This window comes from Prevotella disiens (assembly GCF_900454955.1).
Lineage (GTDB): Bacteria > Bacteroidota > Bacteroidia > Bacteroidales > Bacteroidaceae > Prevotella > Prevotella disiens.
The window spans coordinates 386651-405065 of the sequence record NZ_UGTL01000001.1 but is presented as its reverse complement, the minus strand read 5'-3'; the positions used below and the strand labels follow the sequence as shown (position 1 = coordinate 405065).

Below are 18415 nucleotides of genomic sequence, written 5' to 3'. Positions count from 1 at the left end.
AATGATGAAAGAAGTATTCTGTACTATCCAAAAGAAAAATACATCAAGTTTCTCTTTTGGTTGGCTCCTTTACGTGAGTTGCGCCTCCCCCTTCCCGATTTCACGAAATCGGCAACACTTTTGTCCGCACAAAAGTACAACTTGCTAAACAAAGTCAGGTATGCAATAAAGGAGAAATCTCAGTATTTCGGGAAAATGTTAAGAAACGAGATAGGGAAATAACGAAATCATGCAATCGAGATATTGGTACTTCTAAGAAGTATCTTCTACTTCGATAAGCATTGCGATGAAGCAACGATGAGTATATAAGCCTTTTATAATTAGCATATTATGTTTCATTTCATCAAATCATCAATTTTTCATACCATTCAACTTCACTTTAATATGAACATTCAAGAAATCAAAACAATAAAGCTGCAAGATTTTCTTGCAAGTCTGGGACATACTCCCACTAAGCAACAAGGCAACAAGTTGTGGTATCTTTCCCCCTTTCGTCAGGAGAGCCATGCTTCATTCAAGGTAAACACCGAGCGTAACCAATGGTACGACTTCGGAATTGGCAAGGGTGGAAACATCATAGACTTAGCAGAACTGCTCTACAAATCCTCTGATGTGTCGTATCTTATTCGCAAGATAGAGGATAATGTTCCCAATTGTACATCCATATTTTCTACATCATTTGCAGATATTAAGGAGAAACAGCAAACAAACTATTTTGAGAATTTACAAATACTTGCTTTATCTCACCCAGCTTTGATGAGATATCTCTGGGACAGATGTATTGATCTGGAGGTGGCAGCTTCTGTATGTAAGGAACTACATTATGACTCCAATGGCAAACATTACTTCGGTATTGGTTTTCCCAATATCGCAGGTGGCTACGAATTACGCAATCCATTCTTCAAGGGCTGCATTGCACCGAAAGATATCAGTCATTTCTATGCCGACGAGCCAAAGAAAGTCTGTTTTCTTTTCGAGGGTTTCATGGACTTCCTGTCACTCATGACACTGAAAAGGAAAGAAAATCCACAGAATACTGGACTAAGGCAACAGGATTATTTGATACTCAATTCTGTAACGAATATTCATAAGGCGATAGAGAGATTATCACGCTATGACAGTGTTCAATGTTTCTTAGACAATGACGATGCAGGAAGAAATGCCTACCTGCAATTATCAAAAAGACTACGAGATTCTGTTACGGATTCATCAACTATATACAATGGTTTCAAGGACTTGAACGAGTATCTGTGTGCTGAATTCAAACGTTCTGAGAAAGCAGAAATCAAGAAAACCAAAGGGATTAAGCGATGATTACAGGAATATGTTCCGCATAATCTATTTTTCGAGGAGCAAGTTTATGTTTTGGGCATACCAAAACCACTTGCTCCACCTCCTATCACTCGGTTTGGAGGATTATCCCGTTGGTCTCCATCAAATCAATAAACGAAACAAGTATGATAAGAACAGAATATAAAAAAGGTGGTCGTCCAACCAAGGGCGTAGCCGAAAAGAAGAAATACCGTATCACGGTGAAACTGAATACGCAGGATTACTATACGCTCAAAGGCAAAGCTAAAAGTGCAGGAGTAACCATGAGTGAGTTTGTAAGAAAAGTTCTTGATAAAGGAAATGTCATTGAACGGCTGACCGTAGAGCAGGCAAACTTCATCCGTAAGCTGTGTGGCATGGCAAATAATCTCAATCAGTTGGCACATCGTGCTAATGCGGAAGGATTTCATACCATTGCTCCTTTCCATAAAATCATCATTAGCAAGATTGATGAAATCCTAAATCTGATACGAAGATGATAGCAAAGATAATGAAAGGTTCGGGCTTCAAGGGTGTAATCAATTACATCCTTGACCCGAAGAAAGGAACGGAGCTTATAGACTGTTCCGGAGTGCGGACAGACAGTATTAGTCATATTGTCCAAAGTTTCATCGACCAAACAGAACTTAATCCGCGAGTGGGTAAGGTTGTGGGACATATCTCCCTAAGTTTCTCTGTACAGGATTCTTCCAAACTCAGTAATGAATGGATGGCGCAGATCGCTTGTGAATACATGGAGAAGATGGGAATAAAAGATACGCAGTACATTATCGGTCGCCACTTTGACAAGGAACATCCACATGTTCATATCGCTTTCAATCGGATAGATAATAACGGAAAGACTATCTCTGACCGTAACGATAGGTTCAAAAGTGAGAAGATTTGTAAGGAACTGACCACCAAATATGGTTTATACTTTGCTGATGGCAAAGAGAAAGTCAAAGAGTATCGCTTGAAAGAACCTGATAAGACCAAGTATGAAATCTATCAGACGTTGAAAGCAGAGATTGCTCAGTGCAGGAATTGGAAAGACCTTCTTGCTCACTTGAAAAAGCAAGATATTGATGTCCGCTTTAAGTTCAAAAGCAACTCACAGGAGGTGCAAGGTATCATCTTTGAAAAGAACGGTTATCATTTCAACGGTTCAAAGGTGGATAGGGGTTTCAGTTATTCCAAGATAGACTTTGCCCTGCAACAAAATAACAGGGAACACAAACAGCAGATGCAAGGAACGATAAATCTTATATCTAATGTTGCAAGTGTTACGAGCGAAATTACCAACAACCTCATAGAAGGAGGATTGGATTTGTTTCAAACTCATGGTACTGTCCCTGCGGAGGTTTACAACACACTTGATAAAAAGAAGAAAAAGAAAAAACGTAAAATACATTTATAACTATGGCTGATAATAATACATTTGTCCTCTTTGAGGAAATCAAAAACAAACTGGAGACAATTTACAGGGAGCTAAAGGAGTTGAAAGAAAAGGAGAACGGTTCTGTTTCCCTCCCTGTTCAATCTACACTAGCACAAAGTGATGAGCAGAAAGAACAGGAATTGCTTAATCAGTATGAACAGCGTACAAAAGACGTGATTAACAAGTATATTGGAGTACAAGTACGCATCAAGGACGAGGAGGCTAAATCCATGGACAAATTGGTGGCAAGCGTCTTGACCATGTTGCACGAATGGCAGGAACAGAAAGAGCATCCAATACCGCAGAAACTACTTCACAGGCATAGCTTTGACATCAAGTCATCGAAAGCATTTACTACTATGGTGGCAGTATCTATGCTTTGTTTTGTTTCTTTGGTCGGTAATTACTTCTTGTGGCAAAGTAAACAGCAATACAAGGATGATGCCTTGAAATTTCGTATCATTAGAGTATGGAGAGGTTGTAGCCCTAAGGAAATCCTATGGCTTAACGATGTGTTTGACATTCATCGCAATGAAAAGATTATTAAACTAATCAAGGAAAAAGCAGATGATTACGATATGGAATTGAAGCACAAGGCAGATAGTCTGATACAAAGAAAATTGAGGTAGTTCTCCATATGTAACAAGCCCAACCAAAATTCTCGTTTGGTTGGGCTTGTTATGCAATATTTTAGTATATGATTTCCCAAAAACCATTTTTATCAGAGCCTACTCTACGAAGATATTTGCCACGCATTTTTTCAATATTTCGCATGATAGTACTTCCATTCAGCCCTGTAATTGTTGCCATTTCATCCTTAGTTATATAAGGATTTTCAACCATTAACTGCAAGATGGATATACGATTAGTTGTGAGCTTTTCTCCATTTACAGTTGCCTTTTCAATTAACCTCTTAATAAGGTTCTTGCTGTTTACAGTTGCATTTTGGGTATTTACAGTTGCATTTACAGTCCTCTTTTCTGCATTTGCAGTTGCATTTATTTGGTTTTTAACTTGAGATGAACCCTTCGGTATTGTAATTTTCAAAATAAAATCATCAAGATGGAAAGATAAATGTGGTGTACCATTAGCTTCCAACTCTCTGCACACTCGATCCACACCCTCACCAAATTCCTTCACGAAGTCGTATGCTTTAAGAAATTGGGCTATTTTAGGATTTCGTGAGAAATGCGTATGTCGGATGTTAGAGGGCTTGACCGTTCCTGGCAATCTACCCGGCGACTCGAATACAAGGCGATTGTCAAACATCTTAATTTGGATTTCCGTACCTTTAATATTGTAGGCACGGTGGCAACAGGCATTGACAACCATTTCTTGAATCACAAACTTTGGGTAATCCCTATTGGTTACAAACTGTCCATGCTGTCCAAGAAAGGTGTGTTCCTCTACTTGGGTTTCAAGATAAGCTATCGTGGCTTTCACCTGATCAAGTATCGTTCCTTCAAAAGTTACGTCCTTAATCACGTTCATTTCTGCGCCCACCCTTTCTTCTGTGCCTTTATAACGGATAAAGCGAGTACGCCCACGAGGAAAGAACTTTTGAGGATATTTACCAAACAACAGGATACAAGCCACACTAACTTGCTCCTCTCCCTTAACATTGGTAGTTATGAAGCCATTATTCTCATGTAGATATTGATTGGCAGACTTGGTATAACCAATCAATTCTGTATATCTTTCTACAGCAGCTATATCAATGTCATCAACCGTAGCACCATACACAGCCGTATCTTCATAGTAGCGCTCGCCCTTGTCATACATCAGCTGTATGCGCTCCTCAAAAGACAATTTCCTACTTTTGTCACCGACACGCATAAAGGCTTCATCAGCTTGATTGACATGCAATTCAGAGCTGGCAGGAATGTGCATCAATAAAATATGGTTCTCGTTTCCATCCTTATCCGTGCATGATAACAACTCGCTGGTAATAGCCACAGAAGGATTACAGAAATCTAAGGGCACACGCAACAATTCATTCAATTTTTCCGTATGCTGGTCAACCCCTTCTGTCTTCCTTGTCTTGTCAGACACACCGATAGCGATATCACCACCGTCAGCATTAGCAAACGCCACAATGGTAATAGCCAAAGCCTTCGAATCAATTTGAATGCTTTTGCAATCAAAAGTCTGGTCTTCCTTGCGAGTCTGTATTTCTTGTATCGTCATATATTTTTATTTTTGCTATTATGATAGACATCAAAAAACATGCAACAATTAAAGCTATAATCCTTATTTGAGGAAATGGGAGATCTTGCTTAAATCTGCATTTATCAATGTATTAACAATTTCATTGTTCGTCATTCTGAATCTAAGACCGAACTTTTCAATGAAGACTTCTATGTCATGGGCAGTCTTCCTCCCACAGTTTCGCACATTAAGTATGGTGGCTACTGTATCTATCTTGGGAATTTCACCTAAAGTAGAGATACCTAAAATATTTAATACGTTGACAGCTCTTACAGGAAGATGTAGATTCAGGATAGGAGTCTGGAGTATTTCTGAAATACAAGTATTGATATCTACAGATAGATTAGCAGGCTCTCTCAAACTTTCATCCTTTACTACGCTTCTTAATCGCTCTATCTCCTCAATATAGAGTTGAGCTTGCGCTTTTAGTATTATATTGTCTTTACATAGTTGTTCATTCTTTTGGGCTTCATTAATAAGAATAAACTTAACCTCTTCCAGTGTTTTCTTATATAGTTGTCGTATTCTTTCTTGTGAAAGATTATTCTTCTTGGCAACTTCACTTCTGGAATCACCCCTTATAAGATCTTTTAGGATGGAATAGTTTCTTTGCTCCATCTTCTTTTCGAGAGTCCCTATGATCTCAAGTAATAGAGAAGACAAATGCTTGTTTTCAGAAAAATTGTCGCTTTCATCTTTTCCATCTAAATAATCCTTAACATCTTCGTCTTCAGACAAAGGTAAATCGTTAAGAGCACAAAACAAGATGGATTTGGATACAGATTGCTTAACTATACTATCAAAACGAAACAAAAATTTGTCCTCTCTGACATTTGTGTTATCGTAGAGGATCGTTGTACCCAATGGCAACATGATTTCTGGTTCTTTGACACTTTCTATCAATCTGAAATCAGATACATTGTCTATTATATCGGATTCCTTGTCTATTTGAATCAGTATAATGCCATTGGCTATATGGCAAAAACAATAGTCACCAACGGATAAGTTAAGTTCTTTGGAGTAAATTCTAAAATTATCGGTTTCAGGTAGGTAAACCAGTTTCGGCATCCTGTTTGTAAATGACTCTTCTATAGGAGTCTCAAAAACGATGTTTATATTTTCTTCGCTCGTTAATCGACGAAGAACTGTTAGGTCCCAGTAGTCACATGTACCCTCCAGAATAGCCTGCGTGTCATTTAGGAAGTCGGTAAGCCATTCTCCGTTACAATCCGTCAACAGGAGCGAAACAAGAGCTTTATCGCCATTTGCCTTACCTCTCTCATATGGGGTACAAAGAATAGTGTCTGTATTTGGAAAGTGATAACCTCTCAAAGATTTTGTATCAATATAACGGAAGTCTCGAAAGATAGAATTATCTTCCACATCGCTATCGATATAAACCGTTTTTACAATATCTCCTTCATGGAGCATACAAATATCACCTTCCTTAAAAGGAAAGGTATATGTTCTCAGATTATCACTTACCTCATTTATATAATAGACAACCATCGTTTAAAAGAGTTTATTTTCAGTGAAACCTTTTTGTGCTACTTCAACGTAAGGCATCCGGCTCTTAAACTCAGGATCGATGTTATGACATTGTTCCTTTACGATGCCACGACGATGTACCGCTGGGTCAAGACAATACATCTTAAATTCTTCCTCATTTATATCCTCGGTACGCTGCCAGTGCGGGAATAGCAGTTTCATATAGGCTGTAGCAATACGCTTCACGGCATTACTATCTCGCACATCGGCTTTATTTTCAAAGCGGACGAGTTGATCGAATAATAATCCATAGGTATTCTGTGTACGCATTGTATGGAGAATTTCAGAAAAGTATTCCACATTGATAGTCCATCCTTTGAAAATCATGCTTTTGTCCACTCGCGGGAGAAGCCACCCTTCAATAAAGCAGTGAAAGCGGTCGAGCAAAGCCGACTCACGGAAATTCTCTGGCAGGTTGCTGAAATAAAAAGGCGACACTGGCATGTGTTGAACTGACAAAGGAATGTTTCCCATAAGCATCAAGCCACACTCCGAAGAAAACTCATTATTATCAATGGTAGTCTTACCACTTTCCAAATATGATTTTAGAGCAGCTTGAATCTCGGCAGGCTCTTGGAAAACGATAGTCTGTATTTCATCGAATACTGTAAAGTCATGGTTTTTGATAATACCATTCTGCTGTTTCGTTTTGTCAAAAAACAACTTAGCACGCGTCACCTTGCCACCACTTACCAGCCAGCCATACTTAGAAAGATTGCCAAAGACATAACTTTTACCCGTTCCTTTAGGAGCTAACTCTATCACATTCAGACGTGGCTCTATAAAAATGAGCAAACGGGTAAGGAACTCCAATTTTTGGGTTAGCGATGTGAATCCATCAGGGTCATACTCCATTGCAGACAACAACACGTCAATCCATTCTAAAGTGGTGAAATAGTTACGTGCCTCTGCAAGATAGGAGATATCCACAGAACTATAAGGTTTGAATGGTTTATAATCTACCATTTGGATATGGTTTTTTTTGCCATCATCGTCTGGCAGTAGACAAAGTTTGATAATACCCCATTTCTCACCCTCAACAAATTCGCCAGGGTTGCGAGAATAAACATATTCTGGAATTAGCCCCTCACGTTGTTTGATACCATAATCAGGAATGGCAAATTGACGCTCATTTTTTACAATGTCAATGTATACCACAAAGCGAGCCAAAAGTGTAACTTCTTCTCCATTTTGCAGTCTGTCTTTCACACTGCCTTGTTTTGTTGGAATAACTTTATCTAAGAATTGAGTGAGAGCCATTTTATCCACCTCACCTGTTTGGATATTTAAATAGCGTTTTAGCAGGAAATCTTTAACAAAGGCAGGAAGGTTTCTACCTGCAAAAAGACTGCTTGTAGATGCTGGATCTTTATAAATAGACATCGCAGAAAAGTGCTGTCTTATCTTTTGGCTTATTTCGTCTTTCATAAGGGGTTATTTATTAAAAAGCAAATAAATCTTCTTCTTGGATTCCTGTAGTTACCTTAACGTTGAAGGGGTGAGTAAATTCACCCAAAAGGAAGGTAAAGTTTGTAATGTTACCATCCAGTGTTATATCCTCAGTTTCGTATCTATCATCAGACACATGACGAACTCTGTATTTTATTCCATTGTAAAGGACAAAAGGAGTATCTATTGATGGCATGTTCTTAATATCAAATTGTATGCGTGGGTTAACACCACTAACTTCATTTGTTATCAGATGGAATGATACGTTGCTTGCCACAGGTGTATTTGAAATTATAAAAATGGGTACTAAGACTTCTTCTGGTGTGCAGCCACCATGAACACCTTGCCCTGAAGGAACTTTACCACAAAGCGATTCATGCTTTAGTGCACACAGTGTTTTGTTATCTTCTAAACGGAAATAGCTGTTATCCGCAGCAGAATCTGTCCTTTTGCGAATGGCAATGCGTCCGTGATGGTCGCTATCCACGCCTACCATATTTTTTCCATTTACAAGTTGTGACAAATATGTTATACCATGATCAGAGATGATAGCAATCTTCTTACCTATGTATTTATGCAAAATTTCTTCAATACTTCTTCGTACAACATCTATTTCTTTGATAATGGTAAATGGACTGATGTTGTCTGAACGATGAGCCAATGCATCAAGGTCGCCGGACTTCTCCAATTGAACACCCTGAGGAAGAAGGCGCTGTAGATCTTTCTTATTTATATCGGTCTTAGTAGGAAGAAGGGCACGAGCAATCCTAATTTCGTTGAGGAAAATCTGTTGGTCTTTTCTCTCAGCAATTATGCTTTTAATTAGAGGAATCCAGTCGACCCCCAATCCGTCAATCCAATAAAAAACTTCAATGTCGCCACGATTTTGTAGTAAGGTATATGTGGAACAGAAAGAATTATACCACATATCAAATGAAGACTCTGAACCATTAAGTTTATTTATAAATTGTTCTATATCTGTTGTGTATTGATTAGCAATCTTAGCTTTCTTATATTGCGCAATGTAAGAATTCACCCAATTAGGAACTCCTGTTGCAACTCCAATACCTTCAGACATATAGGTGTACAGGTCAGGGAAGAACTCCGATATTTCATTGGGTGTAATAAGACCTTGTCCCAACCAACTTACTGCAAATTCTTTTTCTTTGTGTGTGATTCCCGTAAAATATCTTAATGACCCAGCATAACCAATCTTTGCAGGCAAGCTCTGTAAAGATTTTGCTATCATGTTTTCTGCAGCATTCGATAATTGAACATTCTTTTGAGCAGCATAGGTAAGGCAGTATTTGCGTACTTGCATTTCTGCAGCAATTTCCGTTATATCCCCTGCCATTTTCTCTATCAGTTCATTTGTGCCATAAGAAGATATCGCATTAAGACATCTACATAAATAGCCTTCACCTTTTTCTTTGTTGATATAGAAACGTGCCAAAAGCCAACGGCTGAACATATAGGGATTGTCAAACCAAAGACGAATGAAGTCCATATATGATTCTATATCATTGATACTAAAGTATTGTTTAACGAAATTATTAAAATTAAAGCCATTACTAACATCAATGCTCTCTGCCAATATATTCCAGTTATCTCCGTCAGTTTCCAATGGCACAATACCATCAAATTCAAGATTCAAACCATCCGCTAAAAATTGGAATGCAGTATGACAGATCTGATAAGAGAAAGCATTGTCAGGTTGAGCAAATCGAGCATTGGCAAAGATAGCCTTTGACTTGCAGATAATTTGCGGTGAAATTTGTTGTGCGCTATCTTTCCATATATTCAGCCACTCCCGAATGCTGTTTACAATGGTATAGTTAGCTCCCAGCCCACTTACCCCAAAGTCTGTGTCTTCTGTTAGGATAAGTTTGTATGTCAAGTCTTTATCTCCTGATATCAGTCTCCAAATATTGATTTGGCTATCATTTTTGAAAGTATTCATCTTACCTTCCAGACCTACGAGTGGTATATAAACACGCTGGTGTTGTTTTTGAGCCATTGGGGTCGCTTGAATGGCTTTGATGGTTTTTATCAAAGCGTCAAAGGATTTTTTATCCTCGTTGTCATAAAAGCGAGCAAGTTCAGAGAATGGTGCAATCACGCAATCATTAGGACTTTTTTTCTTTATGTGTTCCTTAATTCGATCTGCAAGTTCCACATGTGTAATGAGAAGGTCAGGATAGTTAGTATCTATCCAATGATCAACACTTTCAACATATACACCTTGTTCTGTTTGTAGAAAATCTACAAAGTCATAACAGTTTCGAAAATTGTCAAACAGTACAAATCGTATTGGATATCTATCTAAGGTAGAAGCACCAATACCTTTTGCTTGCTTGTCGTCCTCAACATGTGCTTTGAGGGCATCCATTTCTCTGAACGGTTCCTTATACATATTTCAACAATATATCTATGACATAACTATCTTCTTCGGCAATCATATTTTCAACAGCTTGACGCAAGTCCTCACTATTGTTTATGCGGTTAATGGCTTTATTACGCTTCTTCTTTAACTCTTCAGAATTAATTGTGGGAGTGTCTACAGAGGGCTCAGCTACAATAGTAGAGGGGTTAAATGATGATGTAGGCTGAATGGTAGGCGTAGCTTTAGATATACGCCAATCTTTCAATTTGTCTTTCACCTCTTCCTCTGTCCACATGCCGATCTCACTTTCCAAATGCTCATGCAGATATTTTAGTGCTTCTTCCACTTCGTCATCCTGCACATTTACCTTGTCTATACTCTGCATATATGTTACAAAGCCTTTGTGGAAGTAGTCTGCAGAGGGTATGAGCAGATTACCAAAGTCTGTTTTTAAAGCATCGTAACCATTAATGGTGTTTTCCAGCAGACTTGGGTTCTTCATACTTTCTGGATCACTCACAACACGCATGAGATTGTCAATGAATTCTTTTATTTCTGGAGAACATTCTTCGATGTTTTTTAATGACCACAGCGGATAGCCTTTTTCTTTACAATATACATGAAGTACAGCCCAACGAGCATCTTTCAGACTGCTGATGTCAGAATAACCTTTCAGCTTGTTCAGATTGAACATTTTAATAAGGCTTTTGCAAACCCGTCCGGCTTCTTTACTCTCAAATATAAAGTTCAGCTTGTTGCTTGACCTGCCACTTTCCCAAGTTTTGAACATCTCCACGACATCCTCTACAAGATGCTGGGCCGTGCGCTGTTTGCCGTTGGTGTCAAATATAACATTGATATACTTGCGCATGGCGAAGGCTACCATTGCCATTGGTGCGTAACTTTGGAAGAGTCCAAAGGGTGCTTCTGTTAGTCCTATAAGTTTGTCACCAAGATTAAAACTTTGATTCTTGTTAGTATGCCTACCACTAAGCCATTCATCCACATAATCGCATACTTTTTTCAGTGGGTGATTGGGCGAGACGGTGTCTTTCCAAGCTAAGTTGTCATCTACACTGTCTTGTAACAAGAACTCTACATGGCGGGCGGGGCCTCCACACTTGTCTATAATATCTTGCTTCGTATTGTAACTTAACACGGCATCAACTGTTGCTTTCACCGATGCTTTCTTCCAGTAGGTTGCGCTAAATTTTGTTCGTATGGTTTCCAGCGATTCAGGGCCACTCGTAAAAATGCTTGGTGCGATGCTGCCATTGATGGTACTGGTCATCTTGCTTCCTACAATGGTCATGCTGTCCCCATTAAGATAGAACGTCACATTCCCACCGCGCATTTTGTTCACCCAGTCCTGTATCATATCTTCAGCTTGTTTGGTATAGGTTTGTTGTTGCTGTGGTAGATTGTGGCTTTGGGCACATTGTGCATTTGCTTGATATTCTATGAAACGTTCATACTCTTGATCGCCCAATGTTCTCTCAATAACGACAAATGTAATAGTTTCGAACCGTTCATCCTTGCAATTCTTCTCCGCAATCTCTTTCAGAAGCAAAAGTTCCTGATTGTTTCGAGCCACCATAATGGCAAGGAATGTCTCGTAACATTTCGCCTGTTTCTTTGCATTTTCTATTTGGTTCATTAACGTGTACTCGTTACTCTGCACACTGAAAAAATGGAATGTATAAGGGCGAGCCACTTGAGATAAATTTCGTTTGAAAGCATTATCAGCTGTGCATCCAAACTTAATTACCTGATCGGTAAACAGGAAGCGTGTGGTTTTTAGTTCTGTTTGTATTTTTTGTATCTCGTCGCCCGGCAATGCTGTGAAAAGAATAGAGAAGTTGCCATTCGGCTGACGTTGGATAATACTCTTATCATTAAAGAAATCAAGTATCTCTTCCAACTCATCTTCTACTTCCGTACCTGAGAATAAACTCTCAATATTCTCGGTGCTGGGTGTAACTGTATCGTTGTTTGCGATGTTATTCAAAGCATTCAGCAATAAAATACCCTTAAAGACTTTTAAGTAATTGCCCCCCTGACTTCCTACGTCTAAGTGGTGGCTGTTATACCTCTCGGTGACGGCGCCAAACTTGGTACTGTCGCTTTCAAAGTATTCTCGTACATAGTCCCATAGATAATCGGCTGTAATGGTCTGTTCTGCATGATAAGCTTCATCGTCATCAAGGAAGTCGCGCACAGCATCACTTGCCAAAAATTCAAATACGCTTCTGCTGCTAGCTCCTGCTTCGCGTGCATAATAAGTAGCAAGGTTGGCAGTGGAAGGGTGTAAAGGGAACAAGTTTTTGATGTTTTCTATCGTTTGTTCCGTATCAGTACTGGCGCTGCTGAACATCTCTAACAAGTCTGGATGCATGCCAAAGAAGCGTTCTTGGCGCATCATGTACAAAGTGTAGTTTACAATCTTGAACTTCTTCGACATGATTTTGAATGCCGAAACGGGTTCCATATTGTATACCATATAATGATAACGCCCTTTGGTCTTTTCGCGTTCTTCTTGTTTAAGCGTATTTAGAGCTGAGGGATGAGATATAAACAAGAAGTAAGTGTCATTCTCTGTGTTCATCATAGACTCTGCAAGTTCCTGAAGTTGTACCAACAAGCGGGTTCCTATGCTTGAGGTCATTACCTCGGTAAACTCGTCCCAGATAATCAGCATACCATCGTAATCGGTTTTTTCTCTAAGGGCATTCTGCACCTCAAATATCCATTGCTTAAGGTTGTTGCTTTTCAGGCGAATGTCGTATCCTCCTATACGCAAGGCTTGGCGCACACTATCAAGCACATCTGTGTCAGCTGCCATCAGACGTTGCTTCAACTTATTGGTATCTGGAGCCACACTTGCAAGTTGAGCATTTTGCTCTATGAGATTCTCCCAAAATTGTGACTGGTCCTCGATATGCTGCACATACATATCAAAGTCTGTCTGCACAGTAACATCTATATTTGCTGCTGAAAGAGCATGCTTTACCTCACGCTGCATTTGTAACGATAAGTCTTCCTCGTGAGCAATACTCTGTTGCCCATACAGATTTACGGGAAAAAGCCGCTTTGTTTCGCGGAGTTGCAAGAGGCTATTGCGTAAAACATCGTACCGTTCTTTCTTATATTCGTCCTCCACATATTCACGAATATCGTCTATGGGGTCGCACAGTAAATGCTGAATGACAGCCCCTGCGTGGCTCTTTCCCGTACCGTATGTCCCAGCAATCCAGATAGATTTGTGATTGTCAGCATCGTTGTTGCGCACGGCACTGATTACTTTATGCAAAACTCCGTTAAACTGGTCGTTCGCAATGAAAGTTTTCCATTCGCCATCGCTCTCCTCTTTAATATTATAAGCGGGACGCATTTGTCTAAGCGTCACTATTTTACTATATGACATACGATTATTGTTTTTATTCCTTGTTAGGATTTATAAAGTAATTTATGATGGTTTCTTTTATCTCGTTTCTTGCTTCTTCATTTTGTAAGAGCTGCCACAGATCGTCATCCAATTTTGCATACTCTACGTTTTCACGAAGGTATTTGGCAGAAGGATTCTTTCGGCTATAACTACCTACAAGATGATAGAATCCATCTCCTTTCAAATAATAGAAAGGATAAATAGGTGACGTGATAGACTGCTGGCAGTATTCCTTGAAGAAAGCCTCATAAGTATTTATCAAAGATTCAGTCAATACGATGCGATTATCAATTATACTACCGTTATTTATTCCTTGTAAGATTGAAAGCATGAGTATAGGTTTGGCATAATTGTTCTTGCCATTAACTCTTGATACTCTCATCGTACGAAGTAAATTCTTGTAATATTCTATTTTTAAGCGAGAATACATATTTACAAAACTAACTGTTTTAGTATATTCATCGGATTTAAATCTTCTCTAAGTGTAATGCTATCAAGACCCGAGTTTAGTTCAGCAATAAGAATTCTATTTGAAGCAGAATTTAATTGACGAAGCAATTTTGTAAACGTAAGTTTGGATATTGCAAACTCTTTAAAAGGTCCAGTTTGGCAATCTTCAACATAGAAGTCTGAAATACGTAAAGAACGAATACCCTTAGAAGCCGCATACTTATATATAGAATAAGCAAATGCCACTTCTGAAAGTTCTTCATGTCGCCCACGAAAATAATTCTTACCGTCATCCGATTGACCTTGACAAAGAAAATCACCAATTGGTGAATATTTGAATATTTGCATGAAGCCTCCTATAGCATAAGTTACGGTATTCTTTGTTCCATTAAATACATTAATAGCCAATTCATCAAGAAGTGCTTTTGTGAATTGCTGTTCTGGATTTATGGTGTTGATAAACCAGTTAGTGAGAACAGAACCGTATGCTAGATTAGTCCAAATGAGTTCCCACATTAAATCAAATTCATTTTCATGATGCTTAAAACAAAAATCGCCAAAAGATGTTAAGATTTTCTTTTGGTCAATCAATTCAGCATCTATCAGCCATGCTTTAAAGCTCTGTTCTTGTTTGTTTCCTAAAGAATTGCTAATCCAAAAACCCTCAGGGTCGGAAAGAAACTCTTGTAGCCATTCACTGTGGATTCCGAAGGTACCTATTTTTGAGATACCTCCACCTCTTGTATTTGTTGAAGTTGTCATAGTTAAAGAATTTGCAACAATGCATCCTTGGTCATGAAATAAAAGACACTTATGACAATGAATACATTTAGATTTATCAATTTTAATTTTGGGATAAACATATAGAGCTCCCGTAGGGCATTCTACTTCACACCCTTCACAGTTAATGCAAAACGCACTTTTATAAATAATTCTTTTAATAAGCTGTACCAGTTGAGGGTTTTGCACCTCATGTAAGGTAAATGTATAGTTTTGTTCAGATTTATATGTAATGTCAAAACGATATACCGTCTTATCAAAGTATAATTCCCCAGATCTTTTATTCCCCCCTCCTATTATATTATATTTACATAGAACAGGAAGCCAATCCTCTATTTTTTTCTCCGCATTGGAAACATGTGCTACAAACGTTGGAAACTGTTTTAAGAAGACTACTTTTGTTTTTGAACGAATATCATTCCCACTTGCTCGGAGTTTCCATTTGTGTTCTTTGATGTATTGCTCTAAATTTGGAATATGGCGTTGTTTTGACAAGTTGACCAAGCGTGACAAGAAAGGTTTTAGTTCTTTTTTATATTGTTTATTCACAATCATATCATCCCATGGAGAAGAGAAAGGACAAATTAGGCATCCAACTCTTGGCTTTCCAAGCCGATAAGCTTCATTAAGAGGTAAATTGTGAGCAAAAAGATATATGAAAATTTCTGTAGTATTCCAATTTAAGATAGGGCGAGCATTTATTACGGTGTCATGCTTAACTCCTTTTCCAATGCGTTCATAATTACTTCTCATAGCACTTTCTTCAGCTCTCACTCCTTCAAAAGCAAGAACTTTTGCCTGCTTGTTTGTTCCTTTAATTTTTAGCGAACGGTATAAAGGGGCTGTTTTCATTACCGAACAGCACCACCGATGCTTATCGCTTGGCGTTCCTATCTTGTCCCAATAATTGAGCACCCTCTCATGATTGCGAGTGAGCGAGAACTTTAAGTTAGGGAAGAGTTGATGATAATGGTCTTGCACCTGCTGATACAAATCCAATGACGGTGGCAATTCATATCCAGTATCAGAATAAATCACCTCGAACTCTGTGCTTGGAATGGCACGTGTGCAAAGGTCGAGTACCACCTGAGAGTCCTTTCCGCCGGAAAAAGAAGCGATGAACTTATCTATTTTTGTCGTGTGGAATACTTTTTTACCTTGCTCCTCGGCAGTATCGAGAGGCATTATCTCGAAACTGTCGCAGTCCTCTCGCACAATGGCCATCTTCTTTTTAATCTTGGCCTCCATGCGCTTTGCGAGAGCTTCATAATCAAGTTGATTCGCCTTCACCTCGGTCACACTTCTTTTTGCGCCAGCATACTGTGTGAACGTTTCGCGAATGAATTCTATGGCCTCGCTCTCCAGCAAGAACATAAATTCGGCGTTGCGCTCCAACATTTTCTTGACATCAACGGGCTTCAACTCTACTTTTTCCTTCCCAGGCTGAAATATAATAGTTGCAGGGTCGTAGATGTTGGCACCTTTAGCCTCGAACATCAGTTCGCCTTGATACCAATATTGCTTATTGACTGCCCACAACAAAGGAGCTTCTGTGTGAGGATATTTCCATCCTAATTCGTTGAGTTTAAGCAAATCGAGTTCTTCCCAGAATACAGGACGTGGAGATATACCAAGCGTTCCATCCACAATGCGTGAATGGAGCAGTACACCGCCCGTTTCTTTATCCCAAGTCATTTTATACATTGTTTTCTTTTCTCACTAATTCTGTCAGTTCAACATTTAGTAGCTTCGCTATTTTGAGATAAGTCTCCATAGTCGGTTGGCAAACATTGGTGCACCACTTAGAAACCGTGGTTGGTGCACACCCCAACTGTTCTGCTAACCATTTGTTAGTCCTTTTCTTCTCTGCAAGTACTACTTTTATGCGATTGATATCCTTGTCCATAATCAATACTCTGTTAATAATCACATAATTGTTTGAAAATGAGCGAATTGATTAACAAAACATAACTAAATAAATTTGGCTAAGTGCCTGATTTTCAGTACCTTTATAATTTATTCAAGACTTTAAAAGTATGATGATTTCAGAACCACTTAGCCAATATGAGGAGATCCTCAAGGGTGCAATCCGTACATCAATGAAAGAATCTGGTGCAAAGTTAGCAAAAACTTTCCAGACTCTGCTCATCGAGATACTGACTTTATATATGATTCTACCCAGAAAGATAAACTTCACACAGATGGCTCGCTACGGCAAGCATGGCGAGCAGACCTATCGTCAGAATTTCAACCGCAAGAAGAAAGACTGCATTGATTGGCTTCTGTTGAACCTGTCTCTTGCAAGGCGTGTGTTGGAAATGGAAGGCTTACTTGCCATTGCCATAGACCCATGCTATATCAGCAAGGCCGGGAAGAAGACTCCTCATATCGGACGGTTCTGGTCGGGATGTGCAGGGGCGGTGAAGCACGGACTTGAAATCATGGGCATCGGCTTGCTGGATGTTGCCAACAACAAGTGCATGATGCTGCGTGCCCATCAGACAATAGGGAACTCCGCGCTGAAGATGAGGAACAAGACACTCGTCGAATATTACATCAGTGTTATGAAGCGGTATTCAAAGAAACTGCTGAGTATCACTGATATAGTAGTGGCTGATGCATTCTTCTCCACATCCACGTTCGAGAAGGGCATATCGGAGCTTGGCTTCTATCTGGTCAGCCGCTTCCGTGACAACGCTTGCCTGCATTACATTCCCAAGAGGGAAAAGAGGCGTGGACGACCAAGAGTCAAGGGAGACAAGATTGACTTGGCAAACCTCAACCTCTCATGCATGGAAGAACTGCACATTGATGGACTGGACGGAAAGGCGTACACCCTCGAGGCTTATGCCAAGGCTCTGAAGAAGAGGGTGCGACTTGTCATCTGGCGAATGCCAGGTGGAAAGTGCAAGTTGTTCTTCTCGACAAAACTCTCAATGACGGGTGAGGAAGTATTGAAGACATACCGCACTCGTTTCCAGATAGAGTTCTGCTATCGCGACAGCAAGCAGTTTACGGGACTTATGGATTGTCAGGCAAGACACAAGAGACAGCTAGACTTTGCGTTCAACGCATCGTTTGCCTCACTGAATGCCGCCAAGGTCTTCATGAAAGACAATGGTATGGACAATTCCATGGCAAAAGTTAAGTCGTTGATGTTCAATGCGAACTATACGAAATTAATTTTCGATATATCCCGATGCCGACCGAACCGAACTTTAATTAGTAAGATTGTCAAAGAACTCATTGGTTGGCAGCCTAAGGCTGCGTAGCCATATACTCAAATTTTAACGAACTATTGATAATGGATAGTTTATAATAAGAATACAAAAATACACAATATAATTGAATATAATGCAGAAAATGGCTTTGTTTAGCCAATAACATCACTAAATTATCTTTT

13 protein-coding genes are annotated in these 18415 nt (G+C 39.3%); 5 read left to right on the top strand and 8 right to left on the bottom strand.

The annotated features are described in order from the left end of the window. Positions 1-384: 384 nt before the first annotated feature. The 4 genes from DYI03_RS01670 (at position 385) to DYI03_RS01655 (ending at position 3378) form a co-directional block, all read left to right on the top strand. Positions 385-1314, top strand: a complete 930-nt coding sequence (locus DYI03_RS01670; RefSeq protein ID WP_021669722.1) for a toprim domain-containing protein — start codon at positions 385-387, stop codon at positions 1312-1314. A 143-nt stretch (positions 1315-1457) separates the two neighbouring features. Beyond that, positions 1458-1811 (top strand): plasmid mobilization protein, encoded by a 354-nt coding sequence (locus DYI03_RS01665; protein WP_021669723.1) that lies wholly within the window; start codon positions 1458-1460, stop codon positions 1809-1811. Beyond that, positions 1808-2728: a relaxase/mobilization nuclease domain-containing protein gene (locus DYI03_RS01660; RefSeq protein WP_115367871.1), complete on the top strand. Its 921-nt coding sequence runs from the start codon at positions 1808-1810 to the stop codon at positions 2726-2728. Before DYI03_RS01665 ends, DYI03_RS01660 begins: the two co-directional genes overlap by 4 nt. A 2-nt stretch (positions 2729-2730) precedes the next feature. Beyond that, on the top strand, positions 2731-3378 hold the full coding sequence (locus DYI03_RS01655) for a hypothetical protein (protein ID WP_025064749.1): 648 nt from the start codon (positions 2731-2733) through the stop codon (positions 3376-3378). Between the two features lie 61 nt (positions 3379-3439). On the opposite strand, the gene DYI03_RS01650 is transcribed toward DYI03_RS01655, so the two are convergent. The 8 genes from DYI03_RS01650 to DYI03_RS01615 form a co-directional block, all read right to left on the bottom strand. Continuing rightward, entirely contained in the window at positions 3440-4936 is a 1497-nt protein-coding gene (locus tag DYI03_RS01650) for an RNA-binding domain-containing protein (protein WP_021669280.1), read from the bottom strand. Between the two features lie 63 nt (positions 4937-4999). Then, positions 5000-6466 carry a DNA-directed RNA polymerase subunit alpha C-terminal domain-containing protein gene (locus DYI03_RS01645; RefSeq protein ID WP_021669281.1) on the bottom strand — a complete coding sequence of 489 codons (1467 nt, stop codon included), beginning with the start codon at positions 6464-6466 and terminating at the stop codon, positions 5000-5002. Positions 6467-6469: 3 nt separating this feature from the next. Next, positions 6470-7933: a BREX system Lon protease-like protein BrxL gene (brxL, locus tag DYI03_RS01640; protein ID WP_021669282.1), complete on the bottom strand. Its 1464-nt coding sequence runs from the start codon at positions 7931-7933 to the stop codon at positions 6470-6472. Positions 7934-7946: 13 nt separating this feature from the next. Further along, positions 7947-10367, bottom strand: a complete 2421-nt coding sequence (gene pglZ, locus DYI03_RS01635; protein WP_021669283.1) for a BREX-4 system phosphatase PglZ — start codon at positions 10365-10367, stop codon at positions 7947-7949. Then, the gene (locus DYI03_RS01630) at positions 10360-13761 is read right to left on the bottom strand and encodes a hypothetical protein (protein WP_021669284.1); all 3402 of its coding nucleotides are present in this window, start codon (positions 13759-13761) and stop codon (positions 10360-10362) included. Before DYI03_RS01630 ends, pglZ begins: the two co-directional genes overlap by 8 nt. A gap of 13 nt (positions 13762-13774) precedes the next feature. Beyond that, positions 13775-14164 carry a hypothetical protein gene (locus DYI03_RS01625; RefSeq protein WP_021669285.1) on the bottom strand — a complete coding sequence of 130 codons (390 nt, stop codon included), beginning with the start codon at positions 14162-14164 and terminating at the stop codon, positions 13775-13777. Positions 14165-14214: 50 nt separating this feature from the next. Beyond that, positions 14215-16659 carry a phosphoadenosine phosphosulfate reductase domain-containing protein gene (locus DYI03_RS01620; protein ID WP_244916329.1) on the bottom strand — a complete coding sequence of 815 codons (2445 nt, stop codon included), beginning with the start codon at positions 16657-16659 and terminating at the stop codon, positions 14215-14217. 49 nt (positions 16660-16708) lie between these two features. Further along, on the bottom strand, positions 16709-16918 hold the full coding sequence (locus tag DYI03_RS01615; protein ID WP_025064748.1) for a helix-turn-helix transcriptional regulator: 210 nt from the start codon (positions 16916-16918) through the stop codon (positions 16709-16711). Between the two features lie 130 nt (positions 16919-17048). Between DYI03_RS01615 and DYI03_RS01610 the strand changes: the two genes are divergently transcribed. Beyond that, on the top strand, positions 17049-18284 hold the full coding sequence (locus DYI03_RS01610; protein WP_458693109.1) for a transposase: 1236 nt from the start codon (positions 17049-17051) through the stop codon (positions 18282-18284). Positions 18285-18415: the final 131 nt, after the last annotated feature.